This is a genomic window from Actinosynnema sp. NPDC023587 (assembly GCF_040640215.1).
In the GTDB taxonomy this organism is placed as follows: Bacteria; Actinomycetota; Actinomycetes; order Mycobacteriales; family Pseudonocardiaceae; genus Actinosynnema.
Map to the genome: position 1 here is coordinate 143,555 of NZ_JBFABG010000012.1, position 21,974 is coordinate 165,528.

The window sequence follows — 21,974 nt, forward strand, 5'->3', positions numbered from 1 at the left end:
GGTGTGACGAGTGCCTACGGTGAAATCGTGACGCCCGCTGTCCGTTCGGTCGCGCTCCTGGCCGCACTCGGCGTGGGCTGGGTTTTCGCCCTGGCGCTCGGCCTCCGGGAAGTCGAGGAATCCACGGCTTACGGTTTCTTCATCACCGCGCTGCTCGGCTTCGGGTTGTACGCGAGCACCAGTGGTATCGACATCGCCGAATTCCGCCGGGAGTTCCGCACGGTGGTCCTCGCGGTCACCCTCGGCGTGCTGGCGAAGGTCGTGCTGATCTTCGGCGTGGTGTACCTGGTGTACCGCGAGCCGTGGCACCTCGTCCTGGCCGTGGCGGTGGCCCAGATCGACCCGCTGTCGGTCGCGGCGGTGCGGGCCAAGTCGCGGATGTCGGCGTCGGCGAAGGCGCTGCTGTCGGCGTGGGCGTCGTTCGACGACCCGATCACGATGCTGCTGACGGTGTACCTCACGTCGTTCGCGCTGCGCGGCGGCGCGGTCGGCGGGTTCGGGGCGTTCACGCTCAACTTCGCGCTGAACCTGGCCCTGGCCGGCGGGGCGTGGCTGGTGTGGCGGTTCGCGCGCCGGCGGGTCGGGAGCGGTGGCGGGAGGGCCCGTCGGGCGGTGGTGCGGGCGCTGCTGGTGCTCGTGGTGCTGGCGGTGGGCTTCGTCGCGGTGCAGTTCTCGTTGCTGCTGGCGCTGGCGTTGATCGGGCTGTTCTTCCGGCCGGACTTCGGGCGCTGGGTGGACGGGCTGGCCGAGATCGGGCTCTACGCCGCCACGGTGGCCGTCGGGTTGGTGCTGGCCTCGGCGTTCTCGTGGCGGTTGGCGGCGGTCGGGGCGGTGCTGGGGCTGGCGGCGTACCTGGCGCAGGCGGCCGTGGCGGGGGTGCTGACCTCCGCGCGCCGGTGGCGTGACGACCGGGTGCGCCTGTGCCTGGGGCAGCAGAACGGGTTGACGGCGATCATCCTGGCGCTGCTGCTGGAACCGAACTTCACGGGGGCGATCGCGGTGGTCGCCCCGGCGGTGGTGGTGGTGAACCTGGTGCACGCGCTGGCGAACGGCGCGTACGACCACTTCCAACCGCCGGTGTCCGACACCGACGTGCACGAGGCCGACGTGCTTGAGACCGGAGTGCACGAGACCGGAGTGCATGAGGCCGACACGTCCGAAGCCGGCGGCGCGCGTACCGGCATGGGCGATGACCCAGGTCCTGACTCCGGTTCCGGTTCCGGGCGAGAGGACCTCGGCAAGGTGTCGGAGTTCCGACCCGGCGGCAGGACAGCGTCGGTCCCGGCGGCGTTCGGACGGCTTGAGCAAGCCCAATAACCCGGCCCCGCCCACCCCGCCCACCCCGTCCGGCCGTCCGGCCGTCCGGCCGCCCGGCTTCGCCTGGCCCCGCCCGTGTTGCTCCGACCAGCTTCGCCCCGCCCCGCCCCGCCCCGCCCGGCCGCCCGGCCCCGCCCAGCCCCGCCCAGCCGCCTGGTCCCGCTCGCCCGCGCCCGTGTCGCTCGGACCGGTCCGGCCGTTCCCGCTCAGCCCCTATCGCCCGCCTGCCCAGGTGCCGCCGTGCTCGCGCGAAACTTTCAGGCACTCTTCCTGAAAGAAACGCTGCCCCGGAACCTTTAGGCAGCCTCCCTGAAAGAACCGCTGCCTAGAAACCTTCAGGCAGCCTCCCTGAAAGATCGTCGCGAGAGCGCTCTCACCCACGACGGGGAACCGGGAACGTCAGCCGGCGTGTGAGGCCCGCAGCACGGCCCGCCGCACGCGCGGGCTCAAGTTGCGCAATGCGTCGTGCACCTGGTTCCGCCGGGTGATCTGGTTCACGTCCGCCACCAGTCCTCCCGCGCGCCCGCTCCACGGCGGCAGGCTGAACAACGGGTCGAGGTCGAACAGCGGCAGGAACTCGACGATGTCGTCGTAGATCCCGCACAACTGCTCCAACCGGTCCTCGGCCTCGGCCGAGACGGTCGCGTCGGACTCGCCCTCCGACCGGTACCAGTCCGCGACCGCGCCCCGGAACGCCAGCACCGCCTTCTGGATGAACACGGCCTTGGTCGCCGCGTCGGTGAACTCCGGCGTCCGCAGCCTCCGGTGCACGGCTTCCTGCGTCACCGGCGGCGCGAAGTCGAACGCCTCGCTCAACATCAGGTCGACCTGGACCAACCCCTCCAGCGCGTCCGCCGCGCCCCGGAAGAGCCGCTCGACCTCGCCGGGCAGCCGGTGGTCGGCCGCTTCCCGCGCCGGAGCCGAGCCGACCAGCAGCGCCAACTGCCTGCCGATCGCCGAGAACTGCCGGTCGGACGACGTGCGCACGCCGTCCACGTGCTCGGCCAACTGCTCGATGAACCCGTAGATGCTCGACTGCTGCCGCGACAACCGGTCCATCCGCTGGTGCAGCGCGCCCACCGGGTCCTGCGCGGTCTCGCCGGTGAGCATGGCGCTCGTCGCGCCGACCAGCGCCTTGAAGTCGTCGGCGAAGGTCCGTTCCGAGTAGACCAGCGGCTCCCGCCCCAGCGGCTCGCGCAACTGGATCGCCACGCCGTCCGCCATCATGCCGTTGACCAGCAGCACGACTTCCGCGTCGGCTTCCGCCTCGCGCACCGCCGACACCCGCCGGATCACCGTGGTCACGTCGGCGTTGTCCAAGAGGGACTCGGTGACCAGCACCGCGCACCCGCCGTCGCGGTCCGGGAAGGTGATCCAGAAGTCCGCCAGGGACTCCTCACCCGGTCCGAGCAGGTGGTCGCGCCGGTACTCCCACCCGTTCGCGTCCAGCAACCGCCGCACCGAGCCGTCCAGGTCGTCCGCGCTCAACGCGCCGAACAGGTCGCGCGCGGCCTGCCGCACCATCTCGTCGGTCGCTGCCACGTCCGGGTCGCCGGTCGCGTTCGCGCGGTCGTCCACGAGCCGGAACACCCGGTGGCACAGGCGGACCACGTTGCGGGTGTTGCCGCCGGCCACGTCGCGCAGGTACCGCACGGTCTCCGGGGTGAACGGGGCGAGCGCCGCGACACCCGTCACCGCCTCCTGGGCGCGCAGGACGAAGTCGCGCACCTGCGCGTGCCCGAGCCCGGACATGGTCACCGTGTACGGGATGCGCTGCCGCACGGCCGGGGACAGCACCGCCTTGAACTCCGGCAGACCGCACAGCACCAGGCAGGCACCGGCTTTCGCGAAGACCTGCAACATGGTCTGGAACGCCGCCATGGTCCGCGCGCGCGGCCGGCTGTCGGCGGAGAAGATCTTGTCCAGCTCGTCCAAGGCCAGCACGAACCGCCGTCGCCGCCCGCCGAACAGCAGGGCGAACACGCCCATCGCCTCCAGCGCCGCGACCTCGGTGTCGATCGGCTCGGTGATGCCGCGCTCGACCAGCACCTGGTCCGGCGCGCCACCCAGCAGCCACGACCACACCGCGTGCTCGAAACCGGGCCGCAGCAACAACGTCAGCGCGGTGCCGAAGTCCTTGTTGTTCGTCACCTGCCGCAACTTGTCCTGGACGGTCCGCAGGAGCGCGCTCTCCATCAGCCCCAGCCGCTCCACGACCTCCTGCGGCTCCAGGCTGCGACTGCCGAGCCACTCCAGCGTGTCCGCGGTCAAACCGGTGCTCTGCAAGGACTCCGCGACGATGTCCGCGTAGTAGTCGCTGACCTGCGCGCGCACGCCGTCCCGCCCGAGCCGCTGCATGAACCGCCGGTACAGCTCGACGAAGCTCTCCGCGGTCGCCTCCAGGTACAGCGCGCGCGACGGGTCGTCGAGCACCTTGCGCGCGTAGCGCACCAACCGGACGGCGAGGTGGGTCTTGCCGGTGCCGTAGTCGCCCAGCACCGCCAGCACGGAACCCGATCCCGGCTCGCCCCGCAGGTACCCGTCCAGGTGCGCCGCGGCCTGGCGGGCCGCGTCGGTGGGGATGGTGACGTCGACCTCGTCGAAGTCGTCCTCGGCGTGGTCGATGATCAGCGCGACCGCCATCGGCGAGAAGGGGTTCTTCCGCAGGTGCGGGAGTTCGTCGCTGCCGTTCATGGCTGCATCCCCAGTCCGTTGAGGTACGCCCGGATGTCGTCCACCGTCACCTGGTCGCCTTCGGTGTAGCTTAGGCCGGCTTCGAGTTTCCGCTCGTACGTGCCGTGCAAGATCCGTTGCAGCATCGCGACGGATTGACAAATCCTGCTGAGCAGCTCGGCCGCCTGGTCGCTCAATCGCGGGTAGGTCCCCGCTGCGGTGTGCCGGAGCAGCCGGTCGTCGGCGAACCGCTCCGGATCGCCGTCCTCCAGCTTCCCGACCAGCAGGGTGATCGGCGGGACCCACGTCTCCAGCCGGCGGACCAGTTCGGCGATCTCGTCCGCCCCGAAGAACGCCGACTCGGCGAAGAACAGCACGCGCGGGCTGCGCAACTGGCGCGCGTACCGGATGACCTCGTCCAGCAGTTCGTTCGGCGACGGCAGGAGCACGAGCAGCACCACGTCCTCGTCGAGCGCCCGGCCGAGCCGGGGGAAGATCCGCTGCGGGTTGTCCCGGTCGCCGCGCAGCGCCTCCGCCGACGGCAGGCCCATCGCGCCGTGGTCGACCAGCTTGTCGAAGAGCTGGTCGCACACCTGCGCGGTGCGCTCGTGGATGGACAGCTCCTCGTCCTCCGGCAGGCTCCCGGTCAGGTCGACCACGATCCCGCGCAGGCCGCGTTCGCCCAGCTCCAGCACGGTCCAGTCGGCGCACCGGTTGATCAGCGCGGTCTTGCCGCAGCCGGAGTCCCCGGTGACCAGCACCAGCCGGCCGTCCTCCAGCACGCCGGTCAGGTCGCCGACCTCCTGCTGGAACTCCTGGAAGGCGCTCTCCGCGCCGTCCACGTCCACGTAGTAGTCGCGGTGCGCCTTGCGCTCCCACGGCCGCAGCGGTCGCATCGGCGTGCTCTCCCAGCCGGGCAGCGGGAACGGGTTGAGGGGGCGGCGCGGGACGGTCATCCGTCACCCACCGCCGGCCGCGCCGGAGTGCTCGGCAAAGCGGGCGCTGTGGTGCGCGCTGCGTCACCGCAGTGGCGTTCGGGCATCACCCGAACGTGCGATAAGTGGGGGGACTCGCGACTCCGGAAAGGCGCGGGTGCGGAGCCGCACGGTCGGATGGCGGTGCGATCCGCCCGCCCGCGATCCATGGCCACCCCCGCTCACGACCGCTCCAGCCTACCGACGGAGAGTCGCACACGAGGCCGGATTCGTTAACCGCCGTACCCGGATGGCGGACGCCTGTTGCTCCTTTCCGCATCACGCGGAATCACGGATGTGAATGGCGGCGACGGGTCACCAGGCGGCCGGCGCGTAGTCCTTCAGGAAGCAGCCGCGCAGGTCCTCGCCGAGCTCGCCGCGCACGATCGGGTCGTACACCCGGGCGGCCCCGTCGACCAGGTCCAGGGGCGCGTGGAAACCCTCGGCGGCCAACCGCACCTTCGTCGGGTGCGGGCGCTCGTCGGTGATCCAGCCGGTGTCGACGGCGGTCATCAGGATGCCGTCGGCCTCCAGCAGCTCCTCGGCGCTGGTCCTGGTCAGCATGTTCAGCGCGGCCTTGGCCATGTTGGTGTGCGGGTGGCCGGGACCCTTGTAGGCGCGGCTGAACTGGCCCTCCATCGCCGAGACGTTCACCACGTACTTGCGGCGGGCGGCCGACGCGGCCATGGCCGGCCGCAGCCGGGAGATCAGGATGAAGGGCGCGGTGCTGTTGCAGAGCTGCACCTCCAGCAGCTCGACCGGGTCGACCTCGTTCACCCGCTGCACCCAGCTATTTACCGCGGCCACGTCGGGCACCAGCCCGCCCGCGTCGATCAGCTCCGACCCGGCGGTCAGCGCCAGGGCGGTGACCGCCGGCATGGTGAGCGCCCCGGTCAGCGCCCCGGTCAGCGCCCCGGTGAGCGCGATCGGGTGGGCGGCGACGCCGGGCCCGAAGGTGATCAGCTCGGGCAGGGGACCCGACGGCAGCGGCGCGCTCTCGGCGGCCACCAGCGGCGCGTACGCGTCGGACGACCGGCGCACGGTCTGCGCGGCGTTGTTGATCAGGATGTCCAGCGGGCCGGCGGCGGCGACCGCGTCGGCCAGCCGCACCACCTGGCCGGGGTCGCGCAGGTCGATGCCGACCACGCGCAGCCGGTGCAGCCAGTCCCCGCTGTCGGGCATCGACGCGAAGCGGCGCACGGCGTCGTGCGGGAACCGGGTGGTGATGGTGGTGTGCGCGCCGTCGCGGAGCAGCCGCAGCGCGATGTACATGCCGATCTTGGCCCGGCCACCGGTCAGCAGCGCACGCTTGCCGGACAGGTCGGTGCGCGCGTCCCGCTTGCCCCGGTTGAGCTCCGCGCACGCGGGGCAGAGCTGGTGGTAGAAGGCGTCCACCTCGACGTACCGCTGCTTGCACGTGTAGCAGGAACGCGCGCGCAGCAGCGTGCCCGCGAGCGCGCCGGGCTCGGGCTCCTGGAGCAGGACGCCGCGCGTCTCGTCGTCGATGCGGGTCGGCGAGCCGGTGGCGGTCGCCTCGGTCACCGCCCGGTCGGCCGTGGTCACGGACTCGCGGCGGGCGGCCTTGCGGCGCTTGCGCACCGTCTTGTAGATGCTGGAGGTGGCCCGGCGGACGGCCACCACGTCCGGGTGCTCGGTCGGCAGTTCCTCCACCTGGGCGAGCACCTTCAGGACGATCGCCATCTCGGCGGGATCGATGGACACGGCAAAATCCTACCTGGCGAAAATTGGTCCCCCGGATGGGTGAAATTCGCGTGAGCCGGCGCTAGGGTGCCCCGCATGTCCCACGCGGGTCCGCGAGTGCGCCGGTTGGCCCACCCCGACGCGGACGTCCGAGCGCGGGCGCTGGGCCTGTCCCGCGCCCGTCCTGTGCTCGCCGTGCTCGGCCCGGTCGACGCGCCAACGGCCGAACTGGCCGCCGCCGTGCTGCCGGTGCTCAGAGCCGTGCTCACCGCCGCCGCGCATCGCGACGCGATCGTGCTGACGGCGGGCGCGGACACCGGGATCACCCACCTGGTGGGCCTGGCCGCCGAGGCGGTGCCCGGCCGGCGGCCCCGCCTGGTGGGCGTCGCGCCGTCGGGGAAGGTCGCGGTGGACGCCGAACCCGCCGGGAGCGAGGTGCGGCTCAACGGCAACCACGACACGGCCGTGCTGGTGCCCGGCTCGCGGTGGGGCGAGGAGGTGCCCGCGCTGCTCCGGACCGTCGAGGCGGTGGCGGGCACCCGACGTCCCGCGCTCGCGTTCCTGGTCGGCGGCGAGGACGCGGCGCGCGCCGCGCTGGTCGACCACCTCGGGCGGGACCGGCCGCTGCTCGTGCTCGCGGGCACCGGCGGGCTGGCCGACGCGATCGCCGACGGGCGGGTCGGGGGCGACCTGGAGGTGCTGGTGCGCAGTGGCCGGGTGGCCGTGGTGCACCTGGCCGAGGGACCGGACCGGGTGGTCGCGGTGCTGCACCGGGTGTTCGCGGGCAGGCCCGGGGACGCGCTGCACGCCACCGCGCCGCCGCCGGCGGTGTGGCCTCGCGCGCGGTTCCGGCCACCCGCGCCGGTGCCGGTGGTCGATCCCGGGTACGTGCTGGACTACCCGCTGCTGGCGGACGCGATCCACGAGGCCAACCAGGTCGTCGCCCCGGTCCTGCACGAGCAGGAGGTGGCGGCGCTGCGGGAGCGGGCGCGGGCGCGGTTGCTGGTGGCGCTGGCCATCGGGGCGGGGTTCGCGGCCACGGTGCTCGGGGCGTTGCAGGGCTGGCTGCGGGACGAGCCGTGGCCCGGCGTGCTGCTGGCCGTGGCGGGTGCGGGCGCGGCGGTGGCGGCGGTGCTCGGGCGGGGCGGGGAGGACCCCGGAGCGCGGGTGCGGGCCGAGCGTTTGCGCGCGTTGTACTTCGACCACCTGGCCGCGCCGCCGGCCGGTGACGAGGTGGAGCGCGAGGAGCGCTCGCGGGACCTGGCGACCGAGGTGGCGCGCCACCGTCACGAACCGGTGGGGCGGGCGTGACCGGGACCGACCAGTCCCGCGAGCCCGGCGGCACGGGTGGGGCCCGCGAGCCCGGCGGCACGGGTGGGGCCCGCGAGGCCGGGACCGTGCCCGTGGACGACCACCGGGAGCAGTTCCTGCGGGCCTACCTGAGGCACCGGGTCGGTGAGCGGCTCGCGGGCTTCGAGCAGGCGCGGAACCGCTACGCGTCGGCGCTCCGGTGGACCACCGGCCTGGTCGTCCTGCTGTTCACCGCAGCCGCCGCGCTGGGAGCGGTCGCGGTGGCCGACCCGGGGCGGCGCGCGCTGTGGGGCTTCCTGGCCACGGTCGCGTCGGCGTCGGCGACGGCGGTCACGGTGTACCAAGCGGCGTTCGCGTTCCGCGCCCAGGCCCGGAGATCGGCCGACGGCGTTGCCCTGTTGCACCTGCTCCAGGCCCACGGCGCACCTCGGGGCGAAGACGGCGTGCGCGTATTCCGCACCGAAGTGGAAAGCGTGCTGCGGCATTCGGACTAGCTCGGTTCTGCTGGTGCTATTGCCCGCTCTTATGGATTGGCGGACCGGAACCTGCCCTTTTTCGTATTCCCCCACTAAAGTCGGGCACTCCGCGCCGTTTTCCGTGGAGGTTCCCGTGCCACCGAAGATGAAGAAGATCCGGATTCGTCTGCCCGGACCTGTCCCGCTGGCCGCCGCCGCGTGCCTGGTCCCGGCCTTGGCGAGCTGACGGATGGCCGACCACCTCTGGCTCCGGGGCCGCCGCGCGGTCGACCGCGCCCGGCTGCGCGCCGGGCTGGAGCTGCCGCCCGCGCTGGCCGACGTCGACGCGCACCGCGGGCTGCGCGGCCCGTACACCGCCGGCGGCACCCTGCTGCGGGCCCTGGCGCACGACGCGTTCGCGCGGTGTCCCGAACTCGCCGCCCGGCACAACACCGAACTGGCCACCGCCGCGCCGGAGCTGGCGGTGTCCGTGCCGACCGCCTGGGCCACCCTGGAGTGGACGGTCGGCGACGAGCAGCGCACCCGGTACTACTCGCGGCTGCACACCCGCAACATCGCCAACGGCATCGCGGACTTCCTGCGGTCCTACCTGGCGTCGCTCGGTGACGCGCCGCGCACGTTGTTCGTGGACAACGTGCACCACGCCGACCCGACCGACCGCGAGCTGCTCGCGGTGTTGCTGCGGCGGCAGGACATCCCGCAGCTCACCCTGGTGGTCGGGACCGGTCTGGAACCGGTGGCGGACCCGCCCGGCGAGGTCGCGGTGTCGTTGGCGGAGGTGCTGCCGGCGTTCGCGCGGCGGGTCGACTGCGTGGTGGAGACCGCTCCCGTCGGGGACTTCGTGCTCAGCGACGGGACCACCGACGACCCGGCGGCGGTCGAGGTCTACTCGTCGCTGCCCGACGAGGAGCGGGCACGACGGCACGACGAGCGCTGCGCCGAGTTGTACGCGTTGGGGGAGCAGTCGCTGGCCCTGGGCGCGATTCCGTTCCACGCCGTGCGCGGCAGCAGACCCGAAGCGGGCGTCCAGGCCGTCCGGCACGCGCTGGGCCACTGCCGGAAAGTCGGGCTGTACCACGCCGCTGCGTCGCTGGCCCTGCTGGGACGGGAGCTGGTGGACCCGTTCACCGGTGACTGGTGGCAGTTCACCGAGGCCGCCGGCGCGTCGTTGGCCGTCGCGGGCCGGGCGGAGGAGGCGGCGGTCGTCTACGAGTCCGCCCGGCAGGTGGACGGCCTGCCGCAGCGGCTCCGGCTGGCCTACGGGATGGCGATGCTGCACGTCCGGCACCTGCCGGAGGAGCGGCGGGACCTGGGGCGGGCGCGGGCGTTCATGGACCGGGCCGTGGCGCTGGCGGCGGAGCTGGACGATCCGGGGGAGCGCGTCTTCCACTCGGTGTTCGCGCGCAACGGGTTGGCGCTGGTGGAGATGCGCGAGGGCCGGGTCGAGGAGGCGTTGCGGCTGATCGAGGAGGGCCGGGTGGCGCTGGACCGGGCATTCGGGGCCGCCGAGCACCCGTTGCTGCGGTCGGTGCTGCGGCTCAACCGGGGCCTGCTGCTGGGGATGGCGGGGCGGGTCGAGGAGGCCCTGGCCGAGCACTCGGCCAACGCGCTGGTCGATCCCGGGTTCTTCGAGCACCACTTCCACCGGGGCGTGCTGCTGCGGCGGTTGGGGCGCAACGAGGAGGCGGTGGCGGCCTTCGAGCGGGTGGTGCCGCTGTCGCCGCCGTTCCCCGAGGTGCACTACAACCTGGCCGACGCGTGGCTGGAGCTCGGGGACGTGCGGCGGGCGCTCGCGGCCTTCGACTACGTGCTGGAGCTGGACCCCGGTCACGTGCCGGCGCTGGTGAACCGGGCGTCGTTGCGGTGCGAGGTGGGCGACTCGCACGGGGCCTGGGACGACGTCCGGGCCGGCTTGGCGTTGTCCGACCAGAACGTCCACCTGATGTGCGTGCAGGGGCGGTTGCTGGCGGAGGGCGGGAATCCCCGGCGGGCTTCGGACGTGGTGAGCGCGGCGTTGCGGGTCGACCCGGCCTTCGCGCCGGGGTGGGCGCTGCGCGGCCAGGTGCGGTTCGAGACCGGGGACTTCGACGGGGCGTTGGCGGACTTCGACCGGGCGGTGGGGTTGGCCGACCTGCCGGAGGTGCGCTTCAACCGGGCCGTGGTGTTCGAGAGGGTGGGGCGCTTCGGGGACGCGGCGGCGGACTACCGGTCGGTGCTGGCCGTGGTCGACGACGCGGATGCGCGGTTGCGCCTGGACTACTGCCTGAAGGCCGGTGGGGCGGCGGCCGGGTAGGACCGGTGGTGGGACGCGGATAGGGAAAGTCGTTGGGCTGAACAGTGGTAAGCGCTTGCCGGACGGCGCGGCGCGGTCGTACTGTGCGGCACGTTTCGGGCGCGGTCGGCGCTGGGGAGCGCGTGGGATCGTCCGTACGGAACGGGTGGGCGCGGTGGAGATCCGCAGGTTGGACCCGGCTGAACTGGTGCGCGACCACGGGTTGGTGGCGCGGAGGCTGATGCCGTGGCCGGTGGTGAACGCGCCGTTCGACGGGTCGTGGTGCGTGGTGCGCCCGGGGGCGTCGTCCTCCACGCACGGGCACCGGGAGCACGAGATCTGGGTGGCCGTGTCGGGGTTCGCGGAGATCGTGACGGCCGACGGCGTGGTGCCGTTCTCGGCCGGGGACGTCGTGCACTTCCGGCCCCACGAGGAGCACCGCGTGGTGAACCGGTCGGACGGCGACTTCTCCTTCTTCGCGGCGTGGTGGGACGTGGAGATGGCCGAGCGGTTCGCGGTCCGGGACGAGGACGGGGTGTGAGCGCGATCGCGGACGCGTCAGCGGTGCGGCGGCACCGGCCCCGCGAGGGCCGCCAGTCGGTCGACCACCGCTGAGAGCGGTTCCCGGGTGTCCGGCTCCACAGTGGCCGATGCGCGGAGCACCGGCTCGACCTGGGCCGTGTCCGCGCCGATCCGGTCACGTTCTCCGGCGGTTTTCCCGAAGTCGTCGGTGTCCCGGTGGGCCACGCGTTCCAGCAGCACCTCCACGGGTGCGCTGAGCAGGACGATGTCGTCGAATCGCGGGTGGAACCGGCGTTGGTTCCACACGGTGCCGGCGATGACCAGCGGTCGGCCCGAGCGCTCGTGCTCGGAGATGAGCACGTCGACCAGGTCTTCGCGCCACTGCGGCTCCTCGCCGCCGTCGAGGCCGGGGACGACCTCGGTCCAGTCCCCGTGGTCGGTGTCCACCACCCGGTAACCCCGCCGGCGCAACGCGTTCAGCGTGGTCGACTTGCCGGCACCCGACATGCCCGTCACCAGGACCACCGCCACCTCACCCATCCTGGTGGCACCGGGCGCTGGGCAGGGCCGATGACCGGACGCGTGGCCGGTGACGCCCTGCGCGAGGGTGCGGACCTCGGTCAGCTAGCCGCCGCGGTGAAACCCGTGGCGGCCAGTTTCGGCGCGCGGCCCCAGAACCGTTCCTGGTAGGCCTGCAAGAGCGCGGCGTGGATGTCGTCGACGTACGCGGCGGCGGCCCGGTCCCGTTGCCACACCAGCGTTACGCGGCGGTAGACGGGGTTGTCCACGATCGGCTTGAGCACGACGCCGGGCAGGTCCTGGCAGGTGGGGAAGAAGCACGCCACGGTCTGGGCCGAGCGCACCAGTTCCGCCGCCGCCGCCGGATCGACGCCGAAGTGCACGCACCGGGGGGTGAACCCGGCCGCCTCGCAGGCCAGGTGCAGGTTCAGCTTCCCGCCGCCGTAGTTCTCCTCGGGCACGGCCCAGTCCTCATCGGCCAGTTCCGACAGGCGGATCTCGGCGCGGGCGGACAACCGGTGCCCGGTCGGGATTCCCACCAGCATCGGCTCGGTCACCACCGGGCGGCAGGCGACCTCTTCGGGAATCCGCAGTGGACTCCGCGGGAACTCGACGACCAGCGCCACGTCGAGCTTCCCGGAACGCACCAGTTCCAGCACCGCGTCGCAGCTTCGCTCGATGTGCGTGGTCTGCGGCTGGTCGGGCAGCAGCTCCCGCACCACGCGAACCAGCAGCGGCGTCAGCGACCCCGTCACGCCGCCCAACCGGATTCCCAGGCCGCCGCTCCCGGCGGCGATCGTGCGCGCGGTGCTGAGCAGGTCGTCGAATCGTTCCACCAGGTCACGGGACCGCTGGACGACGTGCCTGCCCAGCTCGGTCGGTTCCACCCCGTCGCTGCGGCGGACGAACAGCGGACCGCCGAAGCCGCGCTCGATCCGGCGCAGCTGCGCGGTCAGCCCGGCCTGCGCGATCTTGAGCGAGGAAGCGGCCCGGCTGATGCTGCCCGCTTCGGCCACGGTCAGCACAACGTGGAGATGTCTGAGCTCCATGTGCACTTCCGCAGCCTAGGGCAAACGGATGACCTCACACACCGACCGTGCGAGTGCGAGGGGTTGACGCTGCGTCGCGGACACGTCGTACCCCGTTGCTCCAAGAGGTGCATAACTGCCGAGTTATCGCCACCTGCCACCTCCCCGCGAGTCTCGGTCTAGCCCACGCTGCTCCATGGTCTGCACCGGAGAAGACCAGTCCCGACGAGGTGAGCGGAGGTGTGGGCGACATGAGGAAAGCGTTGCGGTTGCGACGGCTTTCCCGGCCACGTGACGACAGGTACCTCTTCGTCCCGCTGGACCACAGCGTGTCCGACGGCCCCGTCGTACCGCGCGACCGGTGGCACGACCTGATCAGGTCGGTGGTCGTCGGCGGCGCGGATGCCATCATCGTCCACAAAGGACGGGTGCGCATGATAGATCCGCACTTGCTCGGCAGTTGCGCGCTGGTCGTGCACCTGAGCGCGGGCACCCCGCACGCGGCCGACGCCAACGCCAAGGTGCTCGTCGGCGAGGTGGAGGAGGCGTTGCGGCTGGGCGCGGACGCGGTCAGCGTCCACGTCAACATCGGCTCCGACACCGAAGAGCGCCAACTGGTCGACTTCGGCGTGATCGCGAACGCGTGCGACTCGTGGAACGTGCCGCTGATCGCGATGATCTACCCGCGCGGACCGCGCATCGGCGACCCCACCGACCCGGTGCTGCTCGCGCACGTGGTCAACATCGCCGTCGACCTCGGCGCGGACCTGGTCAAGACCACCGCGGCGCTGCCCGTGGAGCGGATGGCCGACGTCGTGGCGAGCTGCCCGATCCCGGTCCTCGTCGCGGGCGGTCCGACCGGCGGCGGCAGCCTGGTCGACCACGCCCGCGCCACGATGGCGACGGGGTGCGCGGGCCTGGCCGTCGGCCGCCGCGTGTTCACCTCGCCGGCCCCGATGGCGCTGGTCGCCGAGCTCGCGTCGGTGATCCACGCCGACCACCACGCCGGCCTGGTGCCCGCCATGACCGGTGCCGCGTCCTGACCCGTTCCCCCATTGGAGTCTGGCGTTGAAATTCGCCTGGATCGACCTGCGAACCGTTCCCGAGGCGCACCGCGAAGCCGTGGTCGACGCCGCCGTGCACGCCCGGCTCGCCGGGATCGTGTCCGACGACCCCGCCCTGCTGGACACCCTGCCGCCGACGATCGCCCGGGTGCTGGTCGCACCGGAGGCCGTGGACAGCCCCCACCTGGTCGCGGTGGTGGTGGACGACCAGGACCGGCTGGACCGGCTGACCGCATCCGCCGCGTTCGTGCACGTCCGCGACGACCGCACGCTGAAGCTGGCGTGCGCGGCGGCGGTGCGGCTGGAGCACACCGTCGTGGAGTTCGCCGACCCGACGAAGATCCCGCTGGAGATCGTCATCGCCGCCGCGGACGGCGCGCCCGGCCGCCTGGTCACCGCCGTCGCCGACCTGGAGGAGGCGGCGATCGTCCTGGACGTGCTGGAGCACGGCTCGGACGGCGTGCTGCTCGCCCCGCGCGACGCGACCGACGTGTTCACCCTGGCCCGCCTGCTGGAGGTCACGTCGCCGCCGCTGGCGCTGACCACGCTCGTCGTCGACGGCATCGAGCACAACGGCCTGGGCGACCGGGTGTGCGTGGACACCTGCTCGCACTTCGAGGAGGACGAGGGCATCCTGGTCGGCTCGTTCTCCTCGGGCTTCATCCTGTGTTGCAGCGAAACCCACCCCCTGCCCTACATGCCGACCAGGCCGTTCCGGGTCAACGCGGGCGCGCTGCACTCCTACGTCCTCGGCCCGGACAACCGCACCAACTACCTGTCCGAGCTGCGCACCGGCAGCACCGTGCTGGCGGTGAACGCCGAGGGCCGGACCCGCAAGCTCACCGTGGGCCGCGCGAAGCTGGAGTCCCGCCCGATCCTCACCATCACCGCGCACTCGCCGGAGGGCGTGGCGGTCAGCCTCACCGTCCAGGACGACTGGCACGTGCGCGTGCTCGGTCCCGGCGGCAAGGTCCGCAACGTCACCGAGCTGCGTCGCGGTGACGAACTGCTCGGGTACGTCGCGACCGAGCAGCGGCACGTGGGCATCCCCATCGGCGAGTTCTGCAAGGAGACCTGACCGATGCGCGAGTACGTGTCCGACCTGCTGCGCCGCTACGGCGACGACGTGCCCGTGCTCAGCCACCAGCACACCGTCACGCACGGCCGGCTGCGCGCCTCCGTGGCCGCCGAGGCGGGGCTGTTCGCGGCGGCGGGGATCGGCGAGGGCAGCACCGTGGCCGTGCAGGTGCCACCGAGCTTCACCCGGCTCGAAGTGGTGCTGGCGCTGTGGACGCTGGGCGCGCGGGTGGTCTCGCTCGACCCCCGGTTCACCCCGGCCGAGCGCGCGGTGGAGTACGCGCTGGCCCGGCCGCAGTTCGTGGTGCGCTCACCCGGCCGGCCCGGTCGCGGGTTCCGGGAACGCCACGAGCTGGTCACCGACCGCCGCCCGGACGGCGTGCCCGCCTCGACCCGGCACCGGCTGGTGCAGTTCAGCTCGGGCTCGACCGGCACCCCGAAGGTCATCGGCCGCTCCACCGAGTCGATCATCCGCGAGGTGCTGGGCTTCGCCTCGGCCGAGGGCATGGTCCGGCGCGGCGAGCGGATGCTCCTGCTCAACAGCACGTCGGCCAGCTTCGGCCTGGTCGGCGGGCTGCTGCACGCGCTGGCCGAGGGCGTGCACCTGGTGTTCCCGGCCGGCGACTCGGCCCAGGACGTCCTGCGCGCCGCCGCCGCGCACGAGGTCGACTTCGTCACCGGCGTGCCGGTGCACTTCGCGCGGCTGGTCGCGGCCCCGGACCGGGCCGCGCTGCGCACCGTGCGGGCGGCGTTCGCCGGGGCCGAACCGATGCCGCCGGAGGTGGCCGACGGCTTCACCCGCGCCTACGGGATCGCGGTGGGCGAGTGCTTCGGCACCACCGAGACCGGCGCGCTGACCGTGGACGTCGTCGGCGCGTCCCGCCCGTCCGTCGGCCGGCCGCTGGGGGACACCACGCTGCGGGTGCGCGACGGCCTGGTGGAGGTGGCCCTGGACGAGTCGCCCTACCTGCGCGACGACGGCGTGCGGCGGTACGCGGACGGCTGGCTCCGCACCGGCGACCGGGGCCGGTTCGACCCGCACGGCAACCTGGTCCTGCTGGGTCGCGGCGATTCGCTGGTCGTGGTGCGGGGCAGCAACGTCGACCTGACCGAGGTCGAAGCGGTCCTGCGGGCGCACCCGCTGGTCACCGAGTCGATCGCGGTGTTCGACGGGGAGGTCGCGGCCTACGTGAGCACCGGCAGCTCCGCGCTGACCGAGGCCGAGTTGGTGCTCTGGTGCCGGGAGCGGCTCGCGGAGTTCAAGTCGCCCCGGCGCGTCCACGTGCTGCCCGTGCTGCCGAGGACGTCGGGCGGGAAGCTGGTGCGCAACGCGCAGGTGCTCGCCGCCGCGCGCTGACGGCGGCCGGTGTGGCAGGGTGATCCGCGTGGAACAAGTCGTGTTGCTGGACGAGTCGGGAACGGGTATCGGCGTCGCCGACAAGTCGCACGTGCACCACGCGGAGACCCCGCTGCACCTGGCGTTCTCCAGCTACCTGTTCTCCCCGGACGGGCGGTTGCTGCTGACCAGGCGGGCGCTGCACAAGCGGACGTGGCCCGGGGTGTGGACCAACACGTGCTGCGGCCACCCCGCGCCGGGCGAGGACGCGGCGACCGCGGTGTCCCGGCGGCTGGCCGACGAGCTGGGCCTCGCGGACGTGCGGCTGGACCTGGTGCTGCCCCGGTTCCGGTACCGGGCGGTGATGGACAACGGCGTGGTGGAGAACGAGATGTGCCCGGTGTTCCGGGGCGCGCTCGACCACGACCCGACGCCGAACCCGGACGAGGTGGACGACTTCGAGTGGGTGGCGTGGTCGGAGTTCGCGCCCGCCGTGCTGGCCGGGGCGCGGCCGATCTCGCCGTGGTGCGTGCGGCAGGTGGAGGAGCTGGCGGCCCTGGGCGAGGACCCGTGGGCGTGGCCGGTCGGCTCGGTCGACGACCTGCCGCCGGCCGCGCGCCCCTGACCGGCGGACCTCCGCGCGGTCAGTAGTTGTCGCCGCCGAAAAAACGCTCTTCGAGCTGGTCGGCGGTGCCCGCGAGCAGCGCCAGCGGGTCGGTGAACTCGTGGATGTCGAGGTCGACCAGCGGCAGCGAGTGGCGCAGCACGACGTGCTCGCCCATGATCGCCGCCCCGCACGCGATGGTCGAGTTGCCGACCTCCTCCAGCAGCGCGCGCAGGTCGACGTTCGCCGCCAGCCCGATCGGGGACGCGATCTGCACCCACTCGTGCAGGCTGTCGAGCACCTCGCGCACCAGGATGATCACCTGGGTGCGCTCGTCGTCCTCGTCGAACTGCTCGAAGTTGAACAGGATGCGCAGCTCGTCCTCCTGCTCGGAGATGACGTCGTAGGTGTCGTGGACGTACGCGGCGAGATCGCCCCAAGAAGCCATGAGTCCACCCTAGAGGCGCGACCGCGCCCCGGAGCGCACCCGCCACCACATCGCGTGAGCCGCCGGGGTCGACCCAGGCGGCTCACGCGACCCCGGACGTGGCACGGGCTGATCCACAGTGGACGGTAGGAGCGGGATCGCGGACCGGTGAGCGCGGAAGGCGTCACCGGGACGTGCCGGCCGGTGCGGGGGACCGGGCCACCGCGACCGCCCACCACCCGATCACCAGCACGGCGACCACTTCGACCACGACCAGCAGCCGCTCGACGTACCCGAGCGGTACCACCCGCCACCACGGCGTGCCCACCACGACGTTCACCAGCACCGCGTACAGGATCGGGGTGAAGGCCAGCGCGGACAGCAGCCCGAGCCGGAACGCCCGCCGGGCGTACCCGCCCCACACCGCGTGCCGCCGCCACGGCCGGGCGAGCAGCGTCGCCGCGACCGGCAGGCTGAGGAACGCGACCAGGCTGGCCACCCGGTGGACCGTGCCGCTCGCGCTGGGGCCCACCGACCAGTCGTGCTTGGGGAACACCACGACCAGCGCCAGTCCGGCCGACCACGCCAGGAGCGCCAGCGAGCCCGCCGACGCCCGGCGCGCGACGCCCCGGCGCACCAGCACGGCCAGGATCGCCGCCGACCCGGCCGCGAGCAGCAGCACGGCGGTGTCGAACACCCAGCGCGTCGGACCGAGCGCGTACTCGGAGATGGTGCGGCGCAGCCCGGCCGACGTCGTCACCAGGCGGTGCGCGTCGAGCGCGCCGACCATGACCACGGTCAGCAGCACGGCGACCACCCCGCCGGTCGCGAGCAGGCGGGCGGGGGAGCGGGTCGGGACGCCGGGCGGGGAGTCGGCTCGGGTGGTGGGCACAACGGTCGAAACGGACGGCGGGGGGTTGGAGTTCCGCTGTTCAGGGAACCGACAGGTCAGAGCTGTTCGAGCTGCGTCGATAGCCGAGGCGGGCCTGGTCCATTGGGAAGGTGAATCGCGTGTCCTCAGCGTCCGGCCGTGCCGCGCATAGTCTGTCCGCCGTGTACGAGTCGATGACGGTGCAGGTCCGCGCGGGCCTCGGGGAGTTACGGCTGACCGAGGCCGTCCAGGTGCTGTCTCGCGGGTACGAGGTGCTGGGCGACGCCACGGCCGCCGTCCGCCGGGTGGCCGTCGCCGACCTGCCGAGGGTGGCGGCCGAGGTCGTGGCGGGCGCGCCGGAGCGGGTGGCCGGGTTCCAGGCCGTCTGGCTGGACGCGGGCGAGGAGGGCCGGCTGGTCCTGCTCGCCCGGCACGAGGTGCTGGCGGTGCTGCCGTGGCACGTCCTGCTGCCCGAGCTCGTCGCCGCGTGGAAGGCCTTCGCCGAGCCCAGAATCCCCGTCCAGGCCCGCTGAGCCGCCGCCACGCCCGCCCCGCCCCGCCCCGCCGCCCCGACCCACCCGCCCGATCGCCGAACGACCTACCCCACCGGCCAGGTGTGCACGGGTTCGTTGCTGTGCATCAGGTCCCGGTAGGTCCGCAGCATCCGCCGCAACGCCTCCGGCCGGTCCAGCGAGGAGTGGTCGTAGTGCCGGTGGAACGTGCGGGCCTGCCAGGTCGCCCCGTTCACGCCGCTCAGGCAGCGCTGCTCGATCACGCCCAGCAGCCGGTCCCGCTCGGCCTGCTCGACCCGCAACTTCACCAGGCCCTCGTGCGCCAGCGGGAGCAGCCGGCGCAGCACCAGTTCCGCCACCGGCACCGTGCCCAGGCCCGGCCAGTACACCTGCGCGTCGATGCCCTGCCGCGCGCCCGAGGTGAAGTTCTCCTCGGCCGCGCTGAACGACATCTGCGACCACAGCGGGCGCTCCTCCTCGGCCAGCATCCGCACCAGGCCGTAGTAGAACGCCCCGTTCGCCAGGGTGTCCAGCACGGTCGGCCCGGCGGGCAGCACCCGGTTCTCCACCCGCAGGTGCGGCTGGTCGCGCACCACGTCGTACACCGGCCGGTTCCAGCGGTAGATGGTCCCGTTGTGCAGCCGGAGTTCGCCGAGCGCGGGCGTGTCGCCGCGCTCCAGCACCTGCACCGGGTCCTCCTCGTCGCAGATCGGCAGCAGCGCCGGGAAGTACCGGACGTTCTCCTCGAACAGGTCGAAGATCGAGGTGATCCACCGCTCGCCGAACCACACCCGGGGCCGGACGCCCTGCTCCTTCAGCTCGTCGCTGCGGGTGTCGGTGGCCTGCTGGAACAGCGGGATTCGGGTCTCCCGCCACAGCTCCTTGCCCAGCAGGAACGGCGAGTTCGCGCCCACCGCCACCTGCACCCCGGCGATGGCCTGCGCCGCGTTCCAGTAGGGCGCGAACTGCTCCGGCGACACCTGGAGGTGGAACTGGGTCGAGGTGCAGGCCCCCTCGGGGATGACCGAGTCCGCGGTCATCCGGAGCTTCTCCACCCCGCCGATGGAGATCTGGAGGTCCTCCCCGCGCGCGGCCAGCACCTGCTCGTTGAGCAGGGCGTACCGCGGGCTGCCGGACAGCGCCTCCAGCCCCATGTGCCGGGCCTGCAACGTCGGCAGGATGCCGATCATCACCATGTGCGAGCCGACCTCGCGGGCCTTGCGCTCGGCCTCGTTCAACGAGGTGCGCACCACCGACTCGAACTCGCTGATCCCGCCCTCCGCCAGCGGCCGGGGAGCGACGTTGATCTCCAGGTTCCACTGGCCGAGCTCGGTGACGAAGTCCTCGTCGGCGATGGCCGCCAGCGCCTCGGCGTTGCGCATCGCCGGGTCGCCCGCGTCGTCCACCAGGTTGAGCTCGATCTCCAGCCCGGCCATCGGGCGCTCGAACTCGAACCGCGACCCGCTCAGCATCCGGGCGAACACGTCCAGGCACCGGCGCACCTTCGTGCGGTACCGGGTGCGGTCCTCGCGGGTGAACTCGTGCCGCGCCACCTCGTCGCCCATGCAGCTCCTCCTAGGTCGTCAAGGCAGGTACCGCGATAGCGGTCACCACAAACCCCTCCCGCGCCAACCAGCGACCCGTGAACCCGTCCAGCGGCACCCCGTCCACCACCGGGGCCTCGATCAGGATGCGCGCGGTGAACGTCCCGTCGTCCGGGTCCACGGTCACCTCCGCATCCTCGAACCCCAGCCACGTGCGCGCCAGCGGGAACCACGCCTTGTAGACCGTCTCCTTGGCGCTGAACAGCAGCCGGTCCCAGCACACCGCGTCCCCGGCCGCGCGCAGCCCCCGCACCATGGCCAGCTCCGGCGGCAGCGCGATCGCCTCCAGCACGCCGTCCGGCGTCGGCTCGTTCGGCTCGGCGTCGATGCCGATCGTCCACATCGCGGCGGAACGCCCCACCGCCGCCGCGCGGTAGCCCTTGCAGTGCGTGATGCTGCCCACCACGCCCGCCGGCCACGACGGCTCCCGGCGCGGACCGGGCAGCAGCGGCGCGGGCGGGATGCCCAGCCGGCCGAGCGCGGTGCGCGCGAGGTGCCGCCCGGTGGTGAACTCGCGGCGGCGCTTGTCGACGGACTTGGCGATCAGCTCCTCCTCCTCGGGGAAGAGCTCCGCCTCGTGGTCCTCGAACGTGTCCACCGCCACGACCTGGTCCGGCACGATGTCGGTGATCACCGGGCGTCGTCCTCCCTCAGCACGTCCAGCAACGGTGCCCGCGTCCAGCCCCGGGGCTGCCACTCGCGCGGGTAGCCCAGCGACACCTCGTCGAACCGCACGCCGTCCTTGCGGATGGTGCGCGGGATGTGCAGGTGGCCGTAGACCATCACGGCCGCCCGGTACTTCAGGTGCCAGTCGGCGGTGTGCTCGGTGCCGCACCACAACGCGAATTCGGGGTACCGCAGCACGAAGGTGGGGTCGCGGACCAGGGGCCAGTGGTTGATGAGCACGGTGCGCAGCGACTCGTCCACCGAGCGTAGTCGGCGCTCGGACTCCTCCAGCCGCGCGGCGCACCACGCCTCACGGCTGGGGTAGGGGTCGAAGTGCAGGAAGTACTCGTCGGTGCACACCACGCCGGCGTCCTGCGCGGCGGTCAGCGCGGACGTCTTGTCCGTCGTGCCGACCGGGCGGAACGTGTAGTCGTAGAGGGTGAACAGCGGGGCCACCGCGACCGGGCCGCCCGCGCCCTCGAACACCGCGTACTCGTCCTCCGGGGTGAGCACGTCGAGGCTCCGGCACAGCTCGACGAGCTGCTTGTAGCGCACCTCGCCCCGCGACTGGGCCGGGTCGTCCTTCACCGTCCACAGCTCGTGGTTGCCCGGTGACCACACCACCTTGCGGAAGCGCTTGCGCAGCGCACCCAGCGCCCACTCGACGTCGGCGAACTTCTCCGCGACGTCCCCGGCCACGATCAGCCAGTCGTCGGGGGAGTGCGGGCGGATGGCCGAGACGAAGTCGCGGTTCTGCTGATAGGTCACGTGCAGGTCGCTGGTGGCAAGCAGGCGCGGCGTCACGGTCCGAGGGTAACCGGGCGCGGCCCGCGTCGAGAGCGCGTTCCGAAACGACCGCTCGCCCGTTCGTCGCGCCAGGGGTGCCGTTGAGCGGCTTCGAGGGGGCCGCGCGACGCTTGCCCGCTCCGTTCGGCGGGAACGTGGTTACCCGTGAGCTTCCGGCTTCCTAGCGTGATGGGCATCACGACAGTCCCCTGGCGGAGGACCCGATGAGCAACT

General features: G+C 72.7%; 20 protein-coding genes. 10 read left to right on the forward strand and 10 right to left on the reverse strand.

Annotation, left to right across the window (positions count from 1 at the left end; translation table 11 throughout):
• The first annotated feature begins 27 nt into the window (after positions 1-27).
• The gene (locus tag AB0G01_RS27390) at positions 28-1,317 is read left to right on the forward strand and encodes a hypothetical protein (RefSeq protein ID WP_360950824.1); all 1,290 of its coding nucleotides are present in this window, start codon (positions 28-30) and stop codon (positions 1,315-1,317) included.
• Between the two features lie 399 nt (positions 1,318-1,716).
• On the opposite strand, the gene AB0G01_RS27395 is transcribed toward AB0G01_RS27390, so the two are convergent.
• From AB0G01_RS27395 to AB0G01_RS27405, 3 genes are all read right to left on the reverse strand, one after another.
• Complete coding sequence (locus tag AB0G01_RS27395) at positions 1,717-4,011, reverse strand: hypothetical protein (RefSeq protein ID WP_360950827.1); 2,295 nt, start codon at positions 4,009-4,011, stop codon at positions 1,717-1,719.
• Positions 4,008-4,946 carry a hypothetical protein gene (locus AB0G01_RS27400; RefSeq protein WP_360950830.1) on the reverse strand — a complete coding sequence of 313 codons (939 nt, stop codon included), beginning with the start codon at positions 4,944-4,946 and terminating at the stop codon, positions 4,008-4,010. The genes AB0G01_RS27395 and AB0G01_RS27400 overlap by 4 nt, the downstream gene beginning before the upstream one ends.
• A 333-nt stretch (positions 4,947-5,279) precedes the next feature.
• Positions 5,280-6,686 carry an SDR family NAD(P)-dependent oxidoreductase gene (locus tag AB0G01_RS27405; protein WP_360950833.1) on the reverse strand — a complete coding sequence of 469 codons (1,407 nt, stop codon included), beginning with the start codon at positions 6,684-6,686 and terminating at the stop codon, positions 5,280-5,282.
• 75 nt (positions 6,687-6,761) lie between these two features.
• On the opposite strand from AB0G01_RS27405, the gene AB0G01_RS27410 reads away from it, so the two are divergent.
• From AB0G01_RS27410 to AB0G01_RS27425, 4 genes are all read left to right on the forward strand, one after another.
• The gene (locus tag AB0G01_RS27410; RefSeq protein ID WP_360950836.1) at positions 6,762-7,976 is read left to right on the forward strand and encodes a hypothetical protein; all 1,215 of its coding nucleotides are present in this window, start codon (positions 6,762-6,764) and stop codon (positions 7,974-7,976) included.
• On the forward strand, positions 7,973-8,470 hold the full coding sequence (locus AB0G01_RS27415) for a hypothetical protein (RefSeq protein ID WP_360950839.1): 498 nt from the start codon (positions 7,973-7,975) through the stop codon (positions 8,468-8,470). Before AB0G01_RS27410 ends, AB0G01_RS27415 begins: the two co-directional genes overlap by 4 nt.
• Positions 8,471-8,681: 211 nt before the next feature.
• Entirely contained in the window at positions 8,682-10,745 is a 2,064-nt protein-coding gene (locus AB0G01_RS27420; protein WP_360950842.1) for a tetratricopeptide repeat protein, read from the forward strand.
• A gap of 154 nt (positions 10,746-10,899) precedes the next feature.
• A complete protein-coding gene (locus tag AB0G01_RS27425; protein ID WP_360950845.1) occupies positions 10,900-11,265 on the forward strand; it encodes a cupin domain-containing protein in 366 nt (121 codons plus the stop codon).
• Between the two features lie 17 nt (positions 11,266-11,282).
• Here the strand turns inward: AB0G01_RS27425 and AB0G01_RS27430 are convergent, their stop codons facing one another.
• Together AB0G01_RS27430 and AB0G01_RS27435 are read right to left on the reverse strand one after the other, a co-directional pair.
• Complete coding sequence (locus AB0G01_RS27430) at positions 11,283-11,777, reverse strand: AAA family ATPase (protein WP_360950848.1); 495 nt, start codon at positions 11,775-11,777, stop codon at positions 11,283-11,285.
• Positions 11,778-11,866: 89 nt separating this feature from the next.
• Positions 11,867-12,814: a LysR family transcriptional regulator gene (locus AB0G01_RS27435; RefSeq protein ID WP_360950851.1), complete on the reverse strand. Its 948-nt coding sequence runs from the start codon at positions 12,812-12,814 to the stop codon at positions 11,867-11,869.
• A 230-nt stretch (positions 12,815-13,044) separates the two neighbouring features.
• On the opposite strand from AB0G01_RS27435, the gene AB0G01_RS27440 reads away from it, so the two are divergent.
• The 4 genes from AB0G01_RS27440 to idi are packed head-to-tail and all read left to right on the forward strand — an operon-like array spanning position 13,045 to position 16,895.
• Entirely contained in the window at positions 13,045-13,836 is a 792-nt protein-coding gene (locus AB0G01_RS27440) for a 2-amino-3,7-dideoxy-D-threo-hept-6-ulosonate synthase (RefSeq protein ID WP_360950854.1), read from the forward strand.
• A gap of 25 nt (positions 13,837-13,861) precedes the next feature.
• Positions 13,862-14,935 carry a 3-dehydroquinate synthase II gene (locus tag AB0G01_RS27445; protein ID WP_360950857.1) on the forward strand — a complete coding sequence of 358 codons (1,074 nt, stop codon included), beginning with the start codon at positions 13,862-13,864 and terminating at the stop codon, positions 14,933-14,935.
• 3 nt (positions 14,936-14,938) lie between these two features.
• A complete protein-coding gene (locus tag AB0G01_RS27450) occupies positions 14,939-16,291 on the forward strand; it encodes a fatty acid--CoA ligase family protein (RefSeq protein ID WP_360950860.1) in 1,353 nt (450 codons plus the stop codon).
• A 28-nt stretch (positions 16,292-16,319) separates the two neighbouring features.
• On the forward strand, positions 16,320-16,895 hold the full coding sequence (gene idi / locus AB0G01_RS27455; protein ID WP_360950863.1) for an isopentenyl-diphosphate Delta-isomerase: 576 nt from the start codon (positions 16,320-16,322) through the stop codon (positions 16,893-16,895).
• 19 nt (positions 16,896-16,914) lie between these two features.
• On the opposite strand, the gene AB0G01_RS27460 is transcribed toward idi, so the two are convergent.
• Positions 16,915-17,322 (reverse strand): hypothetical protein, encoded by a 408-nt coding sequence (locus tag AB0G01_RS27460; RefSeq protein WP_360950865.1) that lies wholly within the window; start codon positions 17,320-17,322, stop codon positions 16,915-16,917.
• 163 nt (positions 17,323-17,485) lie between these two features.
• The gene (locus AB0G01_RS27465; protein ID WP_360950868.1) at positions 17,486-18,193 is read right to left on the reverse strand and encodes a DUF998 domain-containing protein; all 708 of its coding nucleotides are present in this window, start codon (positions 18,191-18,193) and stop codon (positions 17,486-17,488) included.
• Positions 18,194-18,354: 161 nt separating this feature from the next.
• On the opposite strand from AB0G01_RS27465, the gene AB0G01_RS27470 reads away from it, so the two are divergent.
• A complete protein-coding gene (locus tag AB0G01_RS27470; protein ID WP_360950871.1) occupies positions 18,355-18,705 on the forward strand; it encodes a hypothetical protein in 351 nt (116 codons plus the stop codon).
• A 65-nt stretch (positions 18,706-18,770) separates the two neighbouring features.
• Here AB0G01_RS27470 and AB0G01_RS27475 read toward each other — a convergent pair whose 3' ends face one another.
• The 3 genes from AB0G01_RS27475 to AB0G01_RS27485 are packed head-to-tail and all read right to left on the reverse strand — an operon-like array spanning position 18,771 to position 21,758.
• Positions 18,771-20,249 (reverse strand): glutamate--cysteine ligase, encoded by a 1,479-nt coding sequence (locus AB0G01_RS27475; protein ID WP_360950874.1) that lies wholly within the window; start codon positions 20,247-20,249, stop codon positions 18,771-18,773.
• A gap of 10 nt (positions 20,250-20,259) precedes the next feature.
• On the reverse strand, positions 20,260-20,922 hold the full coding sequence (locus tag AB0G01_RS27480; protein ID WP_360950877.1) for a 4'-phosphopantetheinyl transferase superfamily protein: 663 nt from the start codon (positions 20,920-20,922) through the stop codon (positions 20,260-20,262).
• Positions 20,919-21,758 carry a metallophosphoesterase gene (locus AB0G01_RS27485; protein ID WP_360950880.1) on the reverse strand — a complete coding sequence of 280 codons (840 nt, stop codon included), beginning with the start codon at positions 21,756-21,758 and terminating at the stop codon, positions 20,919-20,921. The genes AB0G01_RS27480 and AB0G01_RS27485 overlap by 4 nt, the downstream gene beginning before the upstream one ends.
• Positions 21,759-21,974 lie beyond the last annotated feature (216 nt).